This is a genomic window from Arthrobacter sp. zg-Y895 (genome assembly GCF_020731025.1).
Lineage (GTDB): Bacteria > Actinomycetota > Actinomycetes > Actinomycetales > Micrococcaceae > Arthrobacter_B.
Window position 1 is genome coordinate 103,627 of sequence record NZ_JAJFZY010000012.1, and the last position, 19,129, is coordinate 122,755.

Consider the following 19,129-nt stretch of genomic DNA (forward strand, 5'->3'; position numbering starts at 1 on the left):
ACCAGACCGCACCTGCGGTGACACGGCAGGTGCGAGTAGGCCCCGCTAGCCGTATTCGACCTGATTCGACCTGATTCGGCCTGATTCGATTCGACCTGCGGGAGCTCCAACAGCAGTTTGTCTGATCAGGCTACTAGCTCACCTAGGCTTAAGAACATGATTAATCGAAGTGGATTTGTCCCCGGCAGCACACCGACGGCTTACCTCCCGTCCGCCGAAGACGCCGGAACCGTCCGGCACAAGGGCAAAGGCTATCCGCCGGCGCCTGAGCCGCTGCCCGTGCCCGTAATGGATAACCACACGCATTTCGACTTTCCCGCCGGTGAGATTGCCGGTGATTTTACGGTTGCCCTCGCCGCTGCCCTTGACGCGGCGGAGGCGGCCGGCGTCCAAGGTGCCGTCCAGGTGGGCACCGATCTCGAGTCTTCCCGCTTCACGGCGTCCGCTGTCGACGCCGATCCGCGCCTGCTTGGTGCAGTGGCCATCCACCCGAACGACGCCCCCGTGCTGGCAGCGGAAGGGACGCTGGAGCCGGCACTCGCCGAGATCGAGGCGCTCGCAGCCCATCCGCGCATCCGGGCAATCGGCGAAACCGGGCTCGATTACTTCCGGACCGGGGAAGACGGCCGGGAACGGCAGCACTATTCGTTCCGTCGGCACATCGACATCGCCAAGCGCCTCGGCCTGGCACTACAGATCCATGACCGCGATGCCCATAACGACGTCGTCCGCCTCCTGAAGGAGGAGGAAGCCCCCGACACGGTGGTTTTCCATTGTTTCTCGGGGGACCGCGAGCTGGCCCGTATCTGCAACGAAAACGGTTGGTACATGTCGTTCTCCGGCACTGTGACCTTCAAGAATTCGCACGATCTCCACGAGGCCCTCTCGATCGCGGACCGGAACCTGCTGCTGGTCGAAACGGATGCTCCGTTCCTGACGCCCCACCCGCACCGCGGGCGTCCCAACGCCAGCTACATGGTCCCGTATACGGTGCGGTCCATGGCAGACCGCATGGGTGTCGACCTTTCCGAGCTGGGAGCAGGATTGGCCGCGAACACTGTCCGGGCCTACGGCTCCTGGGCCGAGCAGTAGGACACCAGGAAGCACCCGCCGAGGATCGTGCCGCGCCGCGGGCCGCCAAACTACCCGGGGACCCCTGTTTGCCCTCACATCACGGTTCGGTTACGGTAGGGAGCAATTAGCCGGGGTCGGGGAAGGCATCCGGACTATCACTGCATAAACACTGCATAAACACTGCAAACTGCAACAATTTGCGGGCCCATGGCGCCGAGCGGCGGCACGGACCTGTGAAACCATGTCCGCTTCAGTTCGCTGCTGCGGCTCTGGTTTTGTTCGCCAAGCCTGTGCCTGGCCGCGTTTCGTTTCCCTGCCCTCCGGCAGGTGCAACGGAATGCGCACGGCGCTTAAAGTCCCCGTGCCCGGATTCTTTGACCGTTTGGAATCTCGTGGCAAGAACACTTGCAAGGCGTGGGATAAAGCTCGTTGGCCAGGCAACCGTTATGGTGTGCCTCCTGCTTGGCATGGTCGCCTTTGTCGGCGCCAGCAAGTCGGTGGTGTTGACCATCGACGGTAAGAGCCAGGAGGTGCAGACCTTCGACGGTACCGTTGCGGATGTACTCAAACAGGCCGATGTGACTGTAACCTCCGTTGATCGGGTGACACCGGAGCCAACGGCAGCCTTGGAAGACGGCGCCACCATCGAAGTCCAGCGGGCCCTCGCAGTGGATGTCGTGGTGGACGGCAAGGGGACCACGGTCCACACCACCGGCGAAACCGTCGAGGACCTGGTTTCGGAGCTGCGGGTGGCCACCAACTCCGCAGTCTCCGCCCCGATGGATACCTCGCTGGACGGGCTGGACGGCAGGATCTCGATCTCCACTCCCAAGACGGTGTTTGTCACCGTGGACGGGAAAACCCACGAACACAGCACCACAGCGGGAACCGTGCGGGACCTGCTGAAGGAATCAGGGGTGCAGCTCGGCACCGCGGACCAGGTTTCGGCTCCGCGGAGCGCCGGCCTGGTGGACGGCATGGGCCTGAAGGTCACGCGTGTTTCCGCCGGCGTTGAGGAAACCGTCACGGAACCGGTTCCGTTTACCAGCTCCGAGGTTCCCAACGCGGACCTGCTGGAAGGCGAAAAGAAGGTCACCACTGCCGGAGTGGACGGGGAACGTTCCCGTGTCTTCTCGGTCACCCGCGTAGACGGCAAGGAAGTCAGCCGTACCCTCGTGAAGGAAAGCATGACCAGGGAACCGGTAGCCGAGGCCGTCGCCAAGGGCACCAAGAAGCGCCCTGAACCCAAGCCTGCCGCCGCTCCGGGTGCCGGCGGCGGTGAGGCACCAGCCTCCGGAACCTGGGCCGCCCTGGCGCAGTGTGAATCCGGTGGCAACTGGCATATCAACACCGGCAACGGCTATTACGGCGGCCTGCAGTTCAGCTCCGGCAGCTGGCTGGGTGCCGGCGGCGGTGCCTACGCTCCTGTTGCCAGTGACGCCACCCCGGAGCAGCAGATCGCGGTAGCCGAGAAGCTGCGGGCCAACGGCGGATGGGGCCACTGGCCCTCCTGCGCCTCGAAGCTCGGCTTGCTCTAACCCAACTGCTCAACGCCGGCTTGCCCTGCCTCACCCGGCCGCCATCTCGTGGGCCAGGGCCGCCGCGTGAGCTGCGCGGTCCTTGGCTCCGGCCGAGCGGAAGCGCTGTTCGCTATCCGCCAGATAGGCGGAACCGGCGTCGAGCCTGCCGGTTCGCGCCAAGGCCAGGCCGAGGTGGAGGGCCAGCTCGCCCGAGTCCTGGGGCGAGAGCTCACCCCGGTGGGCATACACGTCCGAGAGCATCCAGACAGCCCGCGCATGCTCGCCGTTGAGGTCCAGCCAGATTCCCCGGCTGTGGTCCGCTTCCAGCCGCTCGGGACCGTCCAGTCCGACCACCGACATGGCCGCCTCGGCATGCTCTATGCAGGTCAGCGTCTCGTTATCGTGGATGCCCGCCCCGAGCCGCATGGCAGCGGTGGCGTTATTGAAGCGGGCCCACAGCTCGACGTCGACGCCCGGCTCCAGGAGGTCCGCAGCAGTACGGTGGTGCATCAGCCCGGTGGAGATGTCCCCGCGGCGAAAGGCCACAGTGCCCACTGCCCAGCGGGCCTTACCCTCGATCTGCCTGCCAACCCCCGTCTCCAGCAGCGGCAGCACCAGGGTGCGGCAGTAGGTCCATGCCTCGTCCAGTCCGCCCGCTTCGGCCAGTGCGGTGACCAGCGCTCCGCACGCGTCAAGGAAGGCAGCCGCACCGAGCCTGGATTCCTGCACCCGCGCCACGGCGCTGCGGGCATGGGCCACAGCCGAGCCCAGTTCGCCGGCGCCCTGGAAGGCGGTGGCGAGCAGTGTTTCCGCCTGTGCCCGGAGGCCGGGGTACTCCGCAGCCAGGGGATGGCTGGCCAGCAGGGACGCCTTCCCGATGCAGTCCCGGTAGGCGTGCGTGGTGCAAAGACAGCGGGCTGCCAGATAGGTCATATCCCACCAGGACCGCGGATGCCCCTGCGCGAGTGCCGCATCCGCTGCGGCATCTGCCAGTGAGCATGCCGCTCCGTAGTCGCGCTCATCCAGCGCCTGCCGGGCGGAAAGCTCCAGGAACAGGGCCGTCTGTTGCCCTGGCCGGCCCGGGATCGCGCCCGAGGCCAGGCGGTCGGAGAGCAGGCTGACCGCACCCGGAACGGGTTCCCTCCGGCCGACTTCCAGAAGCGAGATCTCACGGGGCCGAAAAGCCCCGTTTCCTAGCTGGGCCTGCGTCAGGTTTCGCTCCTGCCGCGCCGAACGCAGCTTTTCACCGAATGATTTGCCCATCGTCGATACCGCCGATCCCCGGGTGCGGCACTCTGTAACCGGTGCCGGCAATGCGCTCGATGCTACAGGTGGAAACCGGCCGTCGGCAGAGCAGTCCCCGCTTATGGAAGGCAAAACGGCGAACTCGATTCCCGCACCTTCGAGGCGCACCACTCAGGCCGCGGGAAGACGGTGAGGGGAGTGGACCGGAGGGCCGCACCGGGGTACCCGCGGCGTCGGCGGACACGCCCGCTCGGCTAGTATTACTGGGTGAGAGAATCCGAACCTGCCCCCCGAACACCAGTTCCCGCACTCCTCGGTGCCTCGGATATCCGGGCGCTGGCAGAGGAACTCGGAGTCCGCCCCACTAAGACCCTCGGCCAGAACTTCGTTATTGACGGAAACACCATCCGCCGGATTGTGGCTGCGGCGGACATCGCTCCAGGGGAAACCGTGTTGGAGGTCGGCCCCGGCCTCGGGTCACTGACCCTCGGGCTCCTCGACGCAGCGGAGTCGGTGGTGGCTGTGGAGATCGATCCCGTCCTGGCCGGAAAGCTTCCGTCCACGGTGGCGCAGCGGCGGCCGGAAGCGGCCGGCCGGCTGCACGTTGTGCTTGGCGACGGCATGCGGATCACCGAGCTGCCCAAGGAACCGACCGCGCTGGTAGCGAACCTGCCCTATAACGTGGCCGTCCCGGTGGTGCTGCACCTGCTGGAGCATTTCCCGTCCCTGCAGCACGGCCTGGTCATGGTCCAGGACGAAGTGGCGGACCGGATGGCAGCCAAGCCCGGCTCCAAGACCTACGGGGTGCCCTCGGTGAAAGCCGCCTGGTATGCCCAGATGCGCAAGGCCGGCGTCATCGGCATGAACGTGTTCTGGCCGGCACCCAAGATCGCCTCCGGGCTGGTCGGGTTTGTCCGGCACGAACCGCCGCAGACGCGTGCCACCCGGCAAGAGGTCTTCGCGGTTATCGACGCTGCCTTTGCGCAGCGCCGCAAGACCCTGCGCGCCGCCCTGGCCGGATGGGCCGGCAGTCCTGCCGAAGCCGAAAAGGCCCTGCGTGCTGCGGGAGTGGATCCCAGCGCCCGCGGCGAGGTCCTGGACATCACGGCATTTGCCCGGATCGCCGAGGCACGGAAGCCGCTCATTGCCTGAGCGAAAGGAAACCGAAGAGATGGCCGCACCGCGCTCCGTCACTGTCCGGACCCCCGGCAAGATCAATGTGTCCCTGAAGGTGGGACCGCTGCGTCCGGACGGTTACCACAGCGTGGCCAGCGTCTACCTTGCGGTGTCCCTCTTCGAGGAGGTCACGGCCACGGCGCTGGAAACCGACGGGATCCGGTTGACGCTCAGCGATCCCGACGGCCGCCTTCCGCAGGGGGGCATACCCCTGGACGGGGACAACCTGGCCGCCCGTGCCGCCCGGGCCGTGGCTTCCCGGATCGGAAGGGAGCATCCCGGCGTCCACCTGCACATCACCAAGCGGGTGCCGGTGGCAGGCGGAATGGGAGGCGGCTCTGCGGACGCCGCCGCCGCATTGGTCGCCTGCAATGAGCTGTGGAACGCGGGCCTGTCTCCGGCTGACTTGGCCGGCCTGGCTGCCGGACTCGGGGCCGATGTACCGTTTGCCCTGCTCGGCGGTGCTGCTGCCGGGCTCGGCGTGGGGGACCGGCTCACCCCGGTACCGGCACCGCACCGGCTGCACTGGGTCCTCGTCCCGGCACCTTACGGGCTTTCCACCCCGCAGGTCTACGCCGCCGTCGACCGCCTCCGCACGGGAACCGACGTCGCCGAGCCCACCGAAGCTGACCCGGCGATCCTCGCCGCCCTCGCCGCCGGGAACACTGCCGCGCTGGCAGGCGTTCTAGAGAATGACCTGCAGCCGGCGGCATTGGAGCTTGCACCCGAACTTGGGACCGTTCTTGAAGCGGGGACCCGGCTCGGCGCCCTCGCCGGCATGGTTTCCGGTTCCGGCCCCACCCTGGCTTTCCTGGCCGCGGATGAAGCAGCTGCGACCGCCCTGGCCGCCGCACTGCGCACCGAAGGCCACTCGGCCCTGGCCGTTTACGGGCCGGCCGACGGCGCCGTCACGGCTGCCGACACCACCGCACCTCAGACGCACAGAAAGTAGTACCGATTGGCACACCTGCTTGGTGCTGAAAACCTCAGCATTTCCTTTGGCACGCGCACCATCCTGGACGGCGTTTCGCTCGGCCTCGAGGAAGGCGACCGGATCGGCATGGTCGGCCGCAACGGCGACGGCAAGTCGACCCTGATGAGCCTGCTGGCCGAACGGCAGACCCCCGACGACGGCCGCGTGACCCGCCGCCGTGATGTCACCGTGGGCTACCTGGACCAGACGGACGTACTGGACGGGGACCTGACCGTCGGCCAGGCCATCGTCGGCGACGCGGCGGACTACGAATGGGCGTCCAACGCACGGATCCGTGACGTGATGAGCGGCCTGGTGCAGGAAGTGGACTGGAACGCGCAGGTCTCCTCCCTGTCCGGCGGGCAGAAGCGCCGCGTGGCGCTGGCCAAGCTGCTCACCGGCGACGATGACGTCATCATGCTGGACGAGCCCACCAACCACCTCGACGTCGAAGGCGTGGCCTGGCTGGCCCGGCACCTGAAGCAGCGCTGGCGGCCCTCCGACGGCGGCCTGCTGGTGGTCACCCACGACCGCTGGTTCCTGGACGAAATCTGCACCCGGACCTGGGAAGTCCACGACGCGATGGTGGATCCGTTCGACGGCGGGTACGCCGCCTACGTGCTGGCCCGCGCCGAGCGTGACCGGATGGCCTCCGTGGTGGAAGGCAAGCGCCAGCAGCTGGTCAAGAAGGAACTGGCCTGGCTGCGCCGCGGCGCCCCGGCCCGGACCGCCAAGCCCAAGTTCCGCATCGAGGCCGCGAACAACCTGATTGCGGACGTCCCCGAACCCCGCGACACGCTGTCCCTGAACAAGATGGCCACCGCCCGCCTGGGCAAGGACGTCCTGGACCTGGAGAACGTCTCCCTGACGCTCGGGGATACCGACCTGTTCCGCAACATCACCCTGCGCCTGGCCCCGGGGGAGCGGCTGGGCCTGGTGGGTGTCAACGGTGCCGGCAAGACCACCCTGCTGCGCCTGCTCAACGGCGACATCGAGCCTACGTCGGGCCGGCTGAAGCGCGGCAAGACGGTCCAGACCGCCGTCCTGTCGCAGGAGGTCCGGGAACTGGATGAGGTAGCGGACCAGCGCGTCATCGAGGTCATTGAAAACGAGAAGCGGGTCTTCAACGTGGGCGGCCGCGAGCTGTCCGCCGGCCAGCTGGTCGAGCAGCTGGGCTTCAGCGCCCAGCGCCAGTGGACACCGGTCCGCGAGCTCTCCGGCGGTGAACGGCGCCGGCTGCAGCTGCTGCGCCTGCTGGTGGGTGAACCGAATGTGCTGATGCTCGACGAGCCGACCAATGACCTGGACACCGACACGCTGGCTGCCGTCGAGGACGTGCTGGACGGCTGGCCCGGCACGCTCGTGGTCGTCTCCCACGACCGGTACCTGCTGGAACGCGTCACCGACCACCAGATGGCGCTGCTCGGCGACGGCAAGCTGCGCGGCCTGCCCGGCGGCGTGGACCAGTACCTGGAACTGCGCGGCGAAGCCCTGGCCGCCAATTCCTCTGCGTCCACCGCTGCCCGCGGCTCCTCCCAGGCGGCCCGCGCCGCTGCGGCCGGCGCCACGCGTCCCGGCGGCTCTTCCGCGGCTGCTTCAGCCGGCGCCCAGGGCGGAACGACGACGGCGCTGGCCGGCTCCGGTGCGTCCGAAGCTGAAAAGCGGGCGGCCAAGAAGGACCTCACCCGGATCGAACGGCAGCTGAGCAAGCTCACCGCACAGGCCGAAAAGATCAACGCGCAGATGAACGACGCGACCCAGAAGGCCGGCGGCGCGGACTTTGAACTCATCGGCGAGCTCAACGCCAAGCTGCAGGCCGTGGCGGCCGAGCAGGAGGAGCTGGAAATCCAGTGGCTCGAGGCTTCGGAGATCCTCGAGTAGGAACCGCTGCCCTGAGGCGGCAGCTAGCCCAGCAGCCGCGGCAGGATGTAGGTGCTCAGCAGCGGCGAGAGATCGGTGCGTTCCGCGGCGGCCGCGGGTGCCGCCCACAGCAGTTCCTCGATCTCCGCCGCGGCGGCGGGCTGCGGACCGTCTGCGGGGAGGGTCCAGGCATACAGGCCGGCGTCAATGAAGGTGTTTTCCTCATTCGCCGCCGGACCGTACCAGCGGCCCAGATCCTCGAGATCGGCGGCTGCTACGGAAAGTCCGAGTTCCTCGCCCACCTCCCGGGCTGCTGCTTCCGCAAAGCTTTCCCCGGGCTCGAGCTTTCCGCCGGGCTGCATGAAGCGCGAGGTGCCCCGCTTGCGCACCAGGAGGATCCGGCCGGCGTCGTCGGTGACCAGGACCGCGGAAAGCCGAAGGACGGTCGGGGCCTGCCCGCCGTAGCCGGCCTCCGGCACAGCGGTGCCGGCGGGCAGGTGGGGCATGTGGGAAAGCCGGGGATCCTTCTGCAGGCCGGCGAGGCCGTTCCAGGAAAGGTTCACCAGATGCGCGGCCACGGTGGCCTTATCCGGGGTCCGGGTGTCCAGCCACCACTGGCCGGTCATGGCCACCATGCCCACCAGCATCTGCGCATACATCCCGCCCACCTCGGCGCTCAGGCCGCGGCTGCCGAACTCCTTGGACAGGATGTGCTCCACATGGCGGGTGATCCGGGACAGCAGGGTGGAAAACGTCCCCTCCGGCTGCGACGGCGGCGCATCACGGGTAAGGATCCGGAAACCGTCGGTGTAGTTCTCGATGTAGTCCAGCAAGGCGTAGGCGGCCCGTTCGAGCAGCACCCGGGGGCCGGCGTCGGCGCTGAGTGACTCGGTCATCACTTCCAGCAGGCGGCGGAACTCAATGTCCACCACCTCCGTGTAGAGGCCTTCCTTGGATCCGAAATGCTCGTAGACGACCGGTTTGGAAACACCCGCCGCGGCGGCAATTTCCTCGATGGTCGCGCCGTCGAGGCCGCGCAGGGCAAACAGCCCGCGTGCCACCTCGATCAGCTGGGCGCGGCGCTGGACGCCGGTCATACGCAGGCGTGTACCGCCGGCGGAAGTCTTTACCACCGGACCAGTCTACCCACGCACCGCTGCCTGCTCGGCGGCAACGCCGCGCCTGCGGGACTCAACTCGCGAACGCATCGGCTCCCATGGCAGACTAAACTCTTGTGTGCGCGGCTAGCCGTGCACATGATCCGCCCTGGTGTAATGGCAGCACCCCGGCCTTTGGAGCCGTGGAGTATAGGTTCGAATCCTATGGGCGGAACGCTGTGCGGTGGACCTGTGACGGGCTGCCGCGGAGCCGATATACGCCGGCCGTACCACCGAGGAGCGCCATTTTCGTGACCACCAACGATGTCCGAACCAATGAGGCTTCCGCCGGCGCTTTGTCCGCGGTGATTGTCCTCGCCGCCGGCGCCGGAACGCGGATGAAGTCCCGGACCCCGAAAATCCTGCACCCCGTGGGCGGCATCTCGATGCTCGGCCATGCACTCGCCGCAGCCTCCGAGCTGCACCCCCGCTTCCTGGCCGTCGTGGTGCGCCACGAGCGGGACCTCGTCGCCGGGCATGCCGCCGAACAGGCGCCCGGGGCCGTCATCGTCGACCAGGACGAGGTTCCCGGCACCGGCCGCGCGGTCCAGGTGGCACTCTCGGCCTTGGACGCCGTCGCCCGGCTCGAAGGCACCGTCGTGGTCACCTACGGGGACACCCCGCTGCTTGAAGCGCAGACACTTCGCAATTTGGTGGCCGTCCACGAAACGGACGGCAACGCCGTGACCGTCCTGACCGCGCGGCTTGCGGACCCGACGGGCTACGGACGGGTCCTGCGGGCAGCAGACGGAACCGTGACCGGCATCGTCGAGCACAAGGACGCCACCGACGAGCAGCGTGCCGTAAACGAGATCAACTCCGGCATCTATGCCTTCGACGCCGCGGTGCTCCGCAGCGCGCTCGAATCGGTGACCACCTCCAACTCGCAGGGGGAAATGTACCTGACCGACGTCCTGGGCATCGCCCGCGCGGCGGGCGGACGCATCAGCGCCGTTGTCACCGACGACACCTGGCAGGTGGAGGGCGCCAATGACCGCGTCCAGCTCGCTGCCCTCAACGCAGAACACAACCGGCGCAACCTGGATCGGTGGATGCGCGCCGGTGTCACGGTCGTTGATCCGGCCACCACCTGGATCGACTCCACAGTGACTCTCGCTGAAGACGTCACGGTGCTGCCGGGCACGCAGCTGCACGGTTCCACCAGCGTCGCCCGGGACGCCGTCGTCGGACCGGATACCACGCTGACCAACGTGTCCGTGGGCGAGGGAGCTTCAGTGGTGCGGACCCACGGCAGCGATGCCGTACTGGGTGCCGGAACCAGTGTGGGACCGTTCGCGTACCTGCGCCCCGGAACGGTGCTGGGCGCGAAGGGCAAGATCGGAACCTTCGTGGAGACCAAGAACGCCGACATCGGCGCCGGGTCCAAGGTTCCCCACCTTTCCTATGTGGGGGATGCCACCATCGGCGAGCAGTCGAACATCGGTGCAGCCTCCGTTTTCGTGAACTACGACGGCGTAAACAAGCACCATACGACCATCGGTTCGCACGTGCGCATGGGCAGCGACAACATGTACGTGGCACCCGTCACGGTGGGCGACGGAGCGTACAGTGGAGCCGGAACGGTGATCCGCAAGGATGTCCCCGCCGGTGCCCTGGCGATCAATGTGGCGCCTCAGCGCAACCTCGACGGCTGGGTGCTGGATAAGCGCCCCGGTACGGCCGCCGCTGCAGCCGCCGCGGCTTCCACCACCAACACTTCTTCCTCCGAAACTGATTCCCCCACGCGAGAAAGCGATCATTAATGAGCAGCGAGATCACCGCACAAGGTGAAAAGAAGCTTGTCCTTGCCACTGGCCGGGCACACCCGGAGCTGGCGGAGGAGATTGCACGCTGTCTTGACACCGACCTGCTCCCGCTGGCGTCCTATGACTTCGCGAACGGCGAGATCTACGTCCGTCCCGGTGAGAGTGTCCGCGGCACCGACGCCTTCGTGATCCAGGCGCATCCGGCCCCGATGAACAACTGGCTGATGGAACAGCTGATCACCGTGGATGCGTTGAAGCGGGCTTCTGCCAAGCGCATCACCGTGGTCTCCCCGTTCTACCCGTACGCACGGCAGGACAAGAAGGGCCGCGGCCGCGAACCCATCTCGGCACGCCTGATCGCGGACCTGTACAAGACCGCCGGCGCAGACCGCATCATGAGCGTGGACCTGCACACCTCCCAGATCCAGGGCTTCTTCGACGGTCCCGTGGACCACCTGATGGCCATCCCGCTGCTGGCCGACTACATCCGCACCCGTGTGGATGTCTCCAACGTCACCGTGGTGTCTCCGGACACCGGCCGCGTCCGCGTTGCCGAGCAGTGGGCCGAGCGCCTGGGCGGCGCGCCGCTTGCCTTCGTGCACAAGAGCCGCGACCTCACCGTCCCGAACCAGGCCGTGTCCAAGCAGGTCGTGGGCCAGGTTGAAGGGCGCACCTGCGTGCTGATCGATGACATGATCGACACCGGCGGCACCATTGCCGGCGCTGTCCGCGTGCTCAAGGAAGCCGGTGCCAAGGACGTCATCATCGCCGCCACGCACGCAGTGTTCTCCGACCCGGCCGCGCGGACCCTGGCAGAATCCGGTGCCCGCGAGGTAGTTGTCACCAACACCCTGCCGATTCCGGCCGCCAAGCGTTTTGACCAGCTGACGGTGCTCTCGATTGCCCCGCTGATTGCCCGGGCCATCAAGGAAGTCTTCGAGGACGGATCCGTCACGAGCCTCTTCGACGGCAAGGCCTAGCACTTACAGCACCGGTGAACCCAACCGCCCGCCCGGACCGCACCTCAAGTGCCGTTCGGGCGGGCGGACTTGTGCTGGTAGCATTGAGACCGATGCCTAGGCGAGGGAGCGGCCCGGAGAACTCCGGACGAACTCCGTTATCGACGGTGGCTGGCAACTTCTGATCGTACAAAGGACCGTTATCCGGTCCGTACGGTGCACTGTTCCGAAACCGGCGCCTGAGGCAACCACGGAACACCACTTACAGGAGTAGCAATGTCTGAGCAGAAGCTCGCAGGAACCGCCCGCACCGAGTTCGGCAAGGGTGCAGCCCGCAAGGCCCGCGTCGCAGGCCAGATCCCGGCAGTCATCTACGGCCACGGCGCCGATGTTATGCACATCCTGCTGCCGGCCAAGGCCACCACGCTGGCCGTCCGCACCTCCAACGCCCTGCTGGAAATCGACGTCGACGGCGAGTCGCACCTGGCCCTGGCCCGCGACATCCAGCGCGATCCGATCAAGCAGATCATCGAGCACATCGACCTCCTGACCGTCCGCAAGGGTGAAAAGGTCGAGGTTGAGGTCAACGTGCACGTTGAAGGCGAACTGGCTGCCGGCGATTCCGTCTACAACCAGGAAGCCAACACCGTCCTGGTTGCCGCAGACGCCACCGACCTGCCGGAAACCATCGTGGTCAGCATCGAAGGCCGCAAGGCCGGCGAGCACATCTACGCCTCCGACCTCGTCCTGCCTGCCGGCGTCGAGCTCCTGCTGGATCCCGAGACCATGATCATCAACATCTCCGAGCCCACCGTTCAGGACCTGGGCGCTCCGTCCGACGAGCAGGTTGCTGTTGCAGCTGCTGAAGTCGGCGCTGAAGCGTAACCCACTTCCGGGGTCTGCTCCCCGTAACGGAGCCGTCCGGTTCTTAGTGAAGGAGCAGTACCCGTAGTGAACAGCAACACCTGGCTTGTAGCCGGGCTCGGAAACCCCGGGCCCGGCTACAGCCGTAACCGGCACAATATCGGCCAGATGGTCCTCGACGAGCTGGCCTCCCGGATGGGCGGAAAGTTCAAGACCCACCGGTCGCACGCGTCCATTGTCGAAGGACGCCTCGGCATCGGCGGTCCGCGCGTAGTGCTGGCCAAGCCGCTGACCTATATGAACCTGTCCGGCGGCCCGGTTTCCTCCCTGGCGCGGTTCTTCGATATCGACCCCGGACACGTGGTGGCGGTGCATGACGAGATCGACATCCCCTTCAACACCGTGAAGCTCAAGCTCGGCGGGGGAGAAGGCGGACACAACGGTCTCCGGGACATCAGCAAGGCCCTGGGCACCAAGGACTACCTCCGTGTGAGGGTAGGCGTCGGACGCCCGCCCGGGCGCATGGACACCGCGGATTACGTGCTCAAGGATTTCTCCGGTACCGAGGCCAAGGAGCTTCCGTTCCTCGTCGACGACGCCGCCGATGCCGTGGAGCTCCTCCTGTCCGAGGGCCTTACCACCGCTCAGCAGAAATTTCACGCCGCAGGCGCCTGACCTCATAGCTAGGTAGCAGCGGGGCAGAATGGAGTAGTTTTCCAGCGTCCCGAATGCCGGGTGACCATTGTTTCGGTTCGGTTACCGGGCCTAAAATGGAATCAGCCTCAAGGGCTCCCAAAGCGGGGCCGACGTCGGGAGGCCTCCGAGACTGGGCCACCCCCATCCCGGCGTCGGTCCCTTATTCTTCCGAATTATTCTTTCGAATTTCCGCCCAGTCTGACATGTCCGCCCCAGCCTGATGTTCCAGGGCCCAGTTTTCATGGCCCAGTCCACGCCTGCTCGACGCTTTCAGCGCGGGCGCGTCCAAATACATGTTTTTGTATCTAGACGCCGCCTGCGCACGCGCGTAAGCTCCATTCCACTGAGCGGTTGCTACCGATAGCCGCGGCATCCGGCATCCGGATCCGTGCAGGCGTTGTGGGGGGCGTGGGCTGGCTGATGGAAAGTGTTTCACTTGTCGCCGGGCTGATCGGGCGAACTGAGCTTCTTGACGATCTGTGTTCGGCACTTGCTGCCGGCGGAGCCGGAGCCGTCATCCTCGGTCAACCCGGCGCCGGGAAAACTGCCGTGCTGCACGCCGTAGCCGACCGCCTGCGCGCAGACTTCCATATAATTCCGGTCCGCGGTACGGCCATCGCCGCCGGGACTCCTTACGGAGCCTTGGCCTATCTCATAAGCGGCCTGCCCGAAGGCGCGGAGCAGGATCCGCTCCAGCTGCTGCAGGAACTTAGCCGCTCCTTTGACGCCGAAGCACGGGAAAGCCGCGTACTGGTCACAGTGGACAACGCGGATCGCCTGGATCGATTTTCCATCATGGTGCTGTCCCAGTTGCTTCGGCGGGGAAAGATTGCCGTGCTGGCGGCGGCGTCCATCGACTGGGAAGCGGACCATGAGCTGGTGGGCCTTTGGAGCGAAGGGCTGCTGGAACGGGTCGACCTTGAACTTCTTACCGAGCGGCAGACCCGCCAGCTGATGCAGGAATTGCTCGGGGGACCCGTTTCCTCCCTTGCCGCAGGCACAATGTGGAAGGAAACACTGGGCAGCCCCCGGCTCATCCGGCTCATGACAGGTGCACAGGTGCGCTCCGGAACCCTGGTGCGGCGGGAAGCCGTATGGGTCCGGACCGCCCCCTTCGTCCGCACCGGCGAGGTCAGCGAGGTTTTCGACACCGTGCTGGACCGGATGGGTGCACACGAACGCCGGCTGGTCGAGGTCCTGGCACTGTGCGTCAGCCTGCCTCTGTCCAGCGTCCTGGAGCTGGTACCGGCAACCGCCGTCGAGGCACTCGAAGAGCAGCAGATTATCTCTGTTGGCGGCAATCCGCCGTCAGTGCGGCTCGGAGGTGGAAATCCGGGGTCAGTGATAGCGGCGAGCATGGCGCCCGGACGGAGGCGGGAACTGTGGGAAGACGTGGGAGTCCGGATTGACCCAACGGACATGGACGGCGAGGAACTGACCGGGTTCCTGGGCTGGGCCCTTTCCTGCGGCGAGGAGATTCGTCCGGCGGACGCCCTCCGCGCCGCACGTGCGGCCAACGACCGTGCGGATGCAGCGGCCGCGCTCCGGTTTGTCCGGGCGGTGGCCCCGAAAACGCCCGGCCAGGAAATGGTTCTTGAAGAGGTCCGCGCCCTGCACAGTGTGGGCCATCTCGACAAAGTACTCCGCGTCTTCCGCGAAGCCGAGCCCCGCTTGGCCTCGGAGAAGCGCTCCAGCTTCGTGCCGTTGATGCTGCTTTACAGCTATACCCTGGCCCGTGTTCCCGGATCGGGAGACCCGCAGGAGGCGCTTGCCGCGGTTGAGGAGTCATGCCCGGCAGAAGGGGAATCGCCGGAGCTGGAAGCGGCGCTGGTCTTGGCCCGCAGCGCACTGGCTGCGGACGGGGGGCGCCTTCCGCTGGTCCCGGAGCGGCTCACCAGCCTCGCCGGGGACGGGAAACTGGGGCAGGCCACCCGGATGCAGGCAGCCGCGTTGTCCGCCCATGTCCTCGCCCTGGCCGGGCGGACCGATGAAGCACTGCACATCCTCGACCAGCTGGGGCCGCCGGAGAATTACGCGGTCAATGGCGGGAACGCCGGGGAAGCATGCACCCGCATATTCGATACCTATGTCCTTTCGGGCGAGCTGGACCGGGCTGCCACGTTCGTCGAGGCCTTCGACGCGACCGGGGTCCGCCCTTCCTACCAGGGCAGCGCAGGTGAACTGGCCGTGGCCGTCCTGGCTGCCTGGCAAGGACAGGAGGGCATGGCCCGGGATGCGCTAACCGGCGCTATCGGGCAGCTCCGCGTCCACGACCCGCAAGACATGCTTCCCCTGGCCCGAACCCTGACGGCCTATATCCATCGTGAGCGGCGCCCGGAAGCCGCCGAGCTGCTTCGGCAGGCAGCCGCCGGCAGGCAATCTCCCAGTTACTTCCGGGGGTTCCTGCTCCGCTATTTCTCTATCCTGTCCGATGGTGACGACGGAATCCGCTGCGGACGCCTGCGCGCCGAAGCTGCGTCCGCACACGCGGCAGGGTACGCGGCACCGGCGCTGTTGTTCCTGTCTGCAGCTGTGCGGGCCGGTGACAGGGACGCTGCCGCCGATGTCATCAGGGTATCCAAGGACGTGAGCGGAAGGTTCAGCGAGCGGATGGCAGACTTCGCTGCCGGTTTGCTTAACGATGATCCGGTCCGGCTGGTCGCTGCGGCAAAGGGGTTCCTCGACTGCGGGCAGTACCTGCTCTCACGGGATGCCGCCAGGGCTGTCGAGCACAGCCTGGCAGAGTGCAGCGCAGATGAGCGGAAAAGACTGGCAAGAACCGCCCGTGAAGTGGCAAATGCGAGCATGCGCCGCATGGAGCATTCCGGCGGCCGCGCAGAAACGCTGGCAGAACTGAGTGAATTCGAGGCAGATCTTGCGCATCGGGCGGTTACGATGGCCACCACCACGCAGATAGCCAGGGAACTGAACCTGTCTCCCCGAACCATCGAGTGGCACTTGGGAAAGATCTTCGCGAAGCTCCATGTCTCCGGCCGTATCGAGCTCTCCGAGATCCTGGCCTAGGGACCAACGGGGGGAATGGGATGCACGGGTTGAACGCACGGTCGCTGACGGGCAGGGATACCGTCCTCGCCTCCGTGCTCCAGAGCCTGCGCCGCCCCGCCGGCCACGGTGCCGCCGTGGCGGCGGAAGCCGGGCTTGGCAAAACTGCCCTGGCAACGGCTGCCGTCCAGGAGATGCAGGCAGAAATGCCCGTTTACTGGGTGTACTCCAGCCCCGCCCTGAAGTCCGTGCCGTACGGTGCACTGGCTGCCCTCCTGCCTGACCTCGCGCAAGGGCAGACTGGGTCTGCCCTTGCGGTGATGCGTGCCCTGATGGCTCGCATCATTCCCCAGGCACCCGCGGACGGAGCACCCGCGGTCCAGCCGGGCCCGGCACCGTTGGTGGTAGTTGACGACGCGCACGACATTGACGGTCCCAGCTTCGATCTACTCGTCCAGCTCCTTGACGCCCGCCACATCAGGCTGCTCGTCCTGACCCGGACCTTCCAGGACATTTCGGGCGTGCTGCCGCACGTGTGGGATGGTCAGGTAACCCGCCACCACCTCCTGCCGCTGGATGAACTGGAGGTCCTTCAGCTGTGCCAGCAGGAGCTCCAAGGCCAGGTCAGCACCACGGCCGCGGTTGAGCTGGCCCGCCTCACCGGTGGAAATCCCATGTACCTGCTCGCGTTGCTTGATGAGGCGGTGCGCAGCGGTTTCCTGGTCCAGCGGCAGGGCATCTGGGGAACGACGGACAGCGAGACGCCCGTCGGAGGACGCGTGGGAGACCTCGTCAAGGCCCAGATCAGGGGTCTGGACCCGGAAGACCGCACGGCGCTGGAGATCATTTCGCTTGCTGAACCGCTGCCCCTGCGGCTTGCCTTCCGGCTGGGGCTGCATGCCTCCGTGGACCGTCTGGCGAATTTCCTCCTGGTGATGGTGTCGGGGGCGTCCGACGCCGGACAGGTTGTGCGTCCGCTGCACCCGATCTATGGAGAAGTTGTCCGGGGGATGGTTCCGGCTGCCCGCAGTGCGCGCCTGCTTAAACAGCTGCAGGCCGTGCTGGCAGGCGTGGACATGGGGGAGGAGGGGCAGCTCCACCTTGTCTCATGGTCCTTGGCGCTCGGGGTGCAGGTCCCGGAGCAGGAGTTGCTGTATGCCGCAGAAACGGCAAACAACCGATCCGATCCCCGGCTGGCGCTGAGGGCTGCCGCTGCTGCCGAAAGAGGGGCGCTGCGCATACCGGCACGCGTACAGGAAGCGCGTGCACTGCTGCTGCTCGGCGAAGCGGGCCAGGCGACGGCGACGTTGGAAGGGACACTCGAACAGGCAGCGGACCTTCGCACCGTGAAGCAGTCGATGATGGTGCACGTCCAGCTGGCGCAGCAGTCCACATCCGGGACCGGCTGGGAGGTTCCCCTGGCCAGCCAGTGGAACCGGGCAATAGACCGCTTGTCCGGGAGCCAGCCGGCGGAAGCGGTTGAGGCGGCCCGCTGCGGGGCACAGATGCTCCGCCTGCTGTCCCGGGTTTGGGCGGGCGAATACGCCCAAACGGAACTGGAACTGGCGGAGGTACTCCGCAAAGCACATGAAAGCGCAGACACCGAGGCAATCCTGTTTGCCGAAGCGATGACGGCCGAGGTCCAAGTGGCAACGGGGCGCGCCCAAACCGCGCTCGTTCACAGCACCGCTGCCATGGAACTGTTACCGGAAGCCACTGCCGGTTCAAAGCTCCTTGGCCCGTTTATCCTGCACCGGCATCTCACCGCGCTGCTCTGGCTTGGGGAATGGGAACAACTGCAGCGATCCGTTGCCTCCGCGGATTCACCCGTTCAGCGCACGCTGCTGCATTCCGGCGGTGTCGCCGATTTTGCGATGGGCCTGAGCCATCTGCGTTCCAATGCCCTGCACGAGGCCGTGAAGGATTTTTCCGCTGCAGTTCAAGCGTCGACCGGCAACGATCCCGAAGGGATCCTTCCGCTGTCCCTGGCAATGGCTTCCTTTGCCGCTGCGAGCCTTGGGCAACGGGAAGCCGCCGGACGGCTGCTGGCCGCCGCGGGAAGGACTCCGCCGCGGGGACCGGAGCAATACCGGCTTCTGGCCGAGGGCATTCTCGCCGGGGGACGGTTCGCACTGGACTCCGACGGCACTTACCTGCAAAAGCTGCGCGACACGGCGGCTGCGGCGCAGGAGCGTTCCTTCACAGCGGTGGAGTTCACCCTGCGCCACCTGTCCATGCGGCTCGGGGACTTTTCCGAGGCAGGCCGGCTGCTGAAGGTGACGGAGGGATTCGAGGGACCGCAGGCTCTGGTGCTGAACCGGGTGACCCGGGCCGTCGTCGACCAGGACAGTGCGGCGTTGGTGGCACTGGCCTCGGACCCGGAGCCGGAGCTTGACCTGCAGCTGGCCCGGCAATGCCTGCTCGAAGCCCAGCGGCTGGCCCGCAGGAACAACGACCGCGCCTTGTTGAACCGGATCCACCGGCTGACCGGACGGCACGGCGGCGGGAACCGCGGCATGCTTCCGGAGCTGACCCGGCGGGAGCGCGACGTTGCAGCCCTGGTCGCCGCCGGCCAGCGCAACGCCGAAATAGCCAGCTCGCTGAACCTTTCCGTCCGTACGGTCGAAGGGCATATCTACCGGACGTACGAAAAACTGGGGATCAGCCGCCGGGAAGAACTGAGGGAACGGTTTCCCCTGCTTGACCGCCCTTCCGGAGGCTGGAACCGGACTACTCCGGCCGAGTAATTTCCGCAAGGAACACCAGTAGGTTTTACTCGGGCGCCGCCATTCCGGGGTTCGTAGCCTTGTGCATGTTACTCAAGGTTCAACCTGGT

At 66.6% G+C, this 19,129-nt stretch carries 13 protein-coding genes and 1 tRNA gene; 12 read left to right on the forward strand and 2 right to left on the reverse strand.

Translation table 11 applies throughout. The features are described from left to right. Positions 1–156 precede the first annotated feature (156 nt). Positions 157–1,092: a TatD family hydrolase gene (locus LJ760_RS15850; protein WP_227924285.1), complete on the forward strand. Its 936-nt coding sequence runs from the start codon at positions 157–159 to the stop codon at positions 1,090–1,092. Between the two features lie 428 nt (positions 1,093–1,520). Continuing rightward, positions 1,521–2,612 (forward strand): resuscitation-promoting factor, encoded by a 1,092-nt coding sequence (locus LJ760_RS17435; protein ID WP_269436619.1) that lies wholly within the window; start codon positions 1,521–1,523, stop codon positions 2,610–2,612. 30 nt (positions 2,613–2,642) lie between these two features. Here the strand turns inward: LJ760_RS17435 and LJ760_RS15865 are convergent, their stop codons facing one another. After that, complete coding sequence (locus tag LJ760_RS15865) at positions 2,643–3,857, reverse strand: helix-turn-helix transcriptional regulator (protein WP_227924286.1); 1,215 nt, start codon at positions 3,855–3,857, stop codon at positions 2,643–2,645. Positions 3,858–4,106: 249 nt separating this feature from the next. Between LJ760_RS15865 and rsmA the strand changes: the two genes are divergently transcribed. From rsmA to LJ760_RS15880, 3 genes are read left to right on the forward strand one after another with little or no spacing between them, the layout of a single operon-like run. Beyond that, positions 4,107–4,991, forward strand: a complete 885-nt coding sequence (gene rsmA / locus LJ760_RS15870) for a 16S rRNA (adenine(1518)-N(6)/adenine(1519)-N(6))-dimethyltransferase RsmA (protein WP_227924287.1) — start codon at positions 4,107–4,109, stop codon at positions 4,989–4,991. Positions 4,992–5,010: 19 nt separating this feature from the next. Further along, positions 5,011–5,967 carry a 4-(cytidine 5'-diphospho)-2-C-methyl-D-erythritol kinase gene (locus tag LJ760_RS15875; RefSeq protein WP_227924288.1) on the forward strand — a complete coding sequence of 319 codons (957 nt, stop codon included), beginning with the start codon at positions 5,011–5,013 and terminating at the stop codon, positions 5,965–5,967. Between the two features lie 6 nt (positions 5,968–5,973). Then, positions 5,974–7,869 carry an ABC-F family ATP-binding cassette domain-containing protein gene (locus tag LJ760_RS15880; protein WP_227924289.1) on the forward strand — a complete coding sequence of 632 codons (1,896 nt, stop codon included), beginning with the start codon at positions 5,974–5,976 and terminating at the stop codon, positions 7,867–7,869. Between the two features lie 23 nt (positions 7,870–7,892). On the opposite strand, the gene LJ760_RS17530 is transcribed toward LJ760_RS15880, so the two are convergent. Next, positions 7,893–8,981, reverse strand: coding sequence for a TetR family transcriptional regulator (locus LJ760_RS17530; RefSeq protein ID WP_308036433.1), 1,089 nt, complete (start codon positions 8,979–8,981; stop codon positions 7,893–7,895). Between the two features lie 127 nt (positions 8,982–9,108). On the opposite strand from LJ760_RS17530, the gene LJ760_RS15895 reads away from it, so the two are divergent. From LJ760_RS15895 to LJ760_RS15925, 7 genes are all read left to right on the forward strand, one after another. Further along, a tRNA-Gln gene (locus tag LJ760_RS15895) sits at positions 9,109–9,180 on the forward strand. Between the two features lie 76 nt (positions 9,181–9,256). Next, the gene (gene glmU, locus LJ760_RS15900) at positions 9,257–10,768 is read left to right on the forward strand and encodes a bifunctional UDP-N-acetylglucosamine diphosphorylase/glucosamine-1-phosphate N-acetyltransferase GlmU (RefSeq protein ID WP_227924290.1); all 1,512 of its coding nucleotides are present in this window, start codon (positions 9,257–9,259) and stop codon (positions 10,766–10,768) included. Next, positions 10,768–11,751, forward strand: a complete 984-nt coding sequence (locus LJ760_RS15905) for a ribose-phosphate diphosphokinase (RefSeq protein ID WP_104104432.1) — start codon at positions 10,768–10,770, stop codon at positions 11,749–11,751. Before glmU ends, LJ760_RS15905 begins: the two co-directional genes overlap by 1 nt. Positions 11,752–12,006: 255 nt before the next feature. After that, complete coding sequence (locus tag LJ760_RS15910) at positions 12,007–12,615, forward strand: 50S ribosomal protein L25/general stress protein Ctc (RefSeq protein WP_227924291.1); 609 nt, start codon at positions 12,007–12,009, stop codon at positions 12,613–12,615. A 66-nt stretch (positions 12,616–12,681) separates the two neighbouring features. Beyond that, positions 12,682–13,269 (forward strand): aminoacyl-tRNA hydrolase, encoded by a 588-nt coding sequence (gene pth, locus LJ760_RS15915; RefSeq protein WP_227924292.1) that lies wholly within the window; start codon positions 12,682–12,684, stop codon positions 13,267–13,269. Positions 13,270–13,710: 441 nt separating this feature from the next. After that, entirely contained in the window at positions 13,711–16,314 is a 2,604-nt protein-coding gene (locus tag LJ760_RS15920) for a helix-turn-helix transcriptional regulator (RefSeq protein WP_227924293.1), read from the forward strand. Positions 16,315–16,343: 29 nt separating this feature from the next. Continuing rightward, positions 16,344–19,040 carry a helix-turn-helix transcriptional regulator gene (locus LJ760_RS15925; RefSeq protein ID WP_227924294.1) on the forward strand — a complete coding sequence of 899 codons (2,697 nt, stop codon included), beginning with the start codon at positions 16,344–16,346 and terminating at the stop codon, positions 19,038–19,040. Positions 19,041–19,129 lie beyond the last annotated feature (89 nt).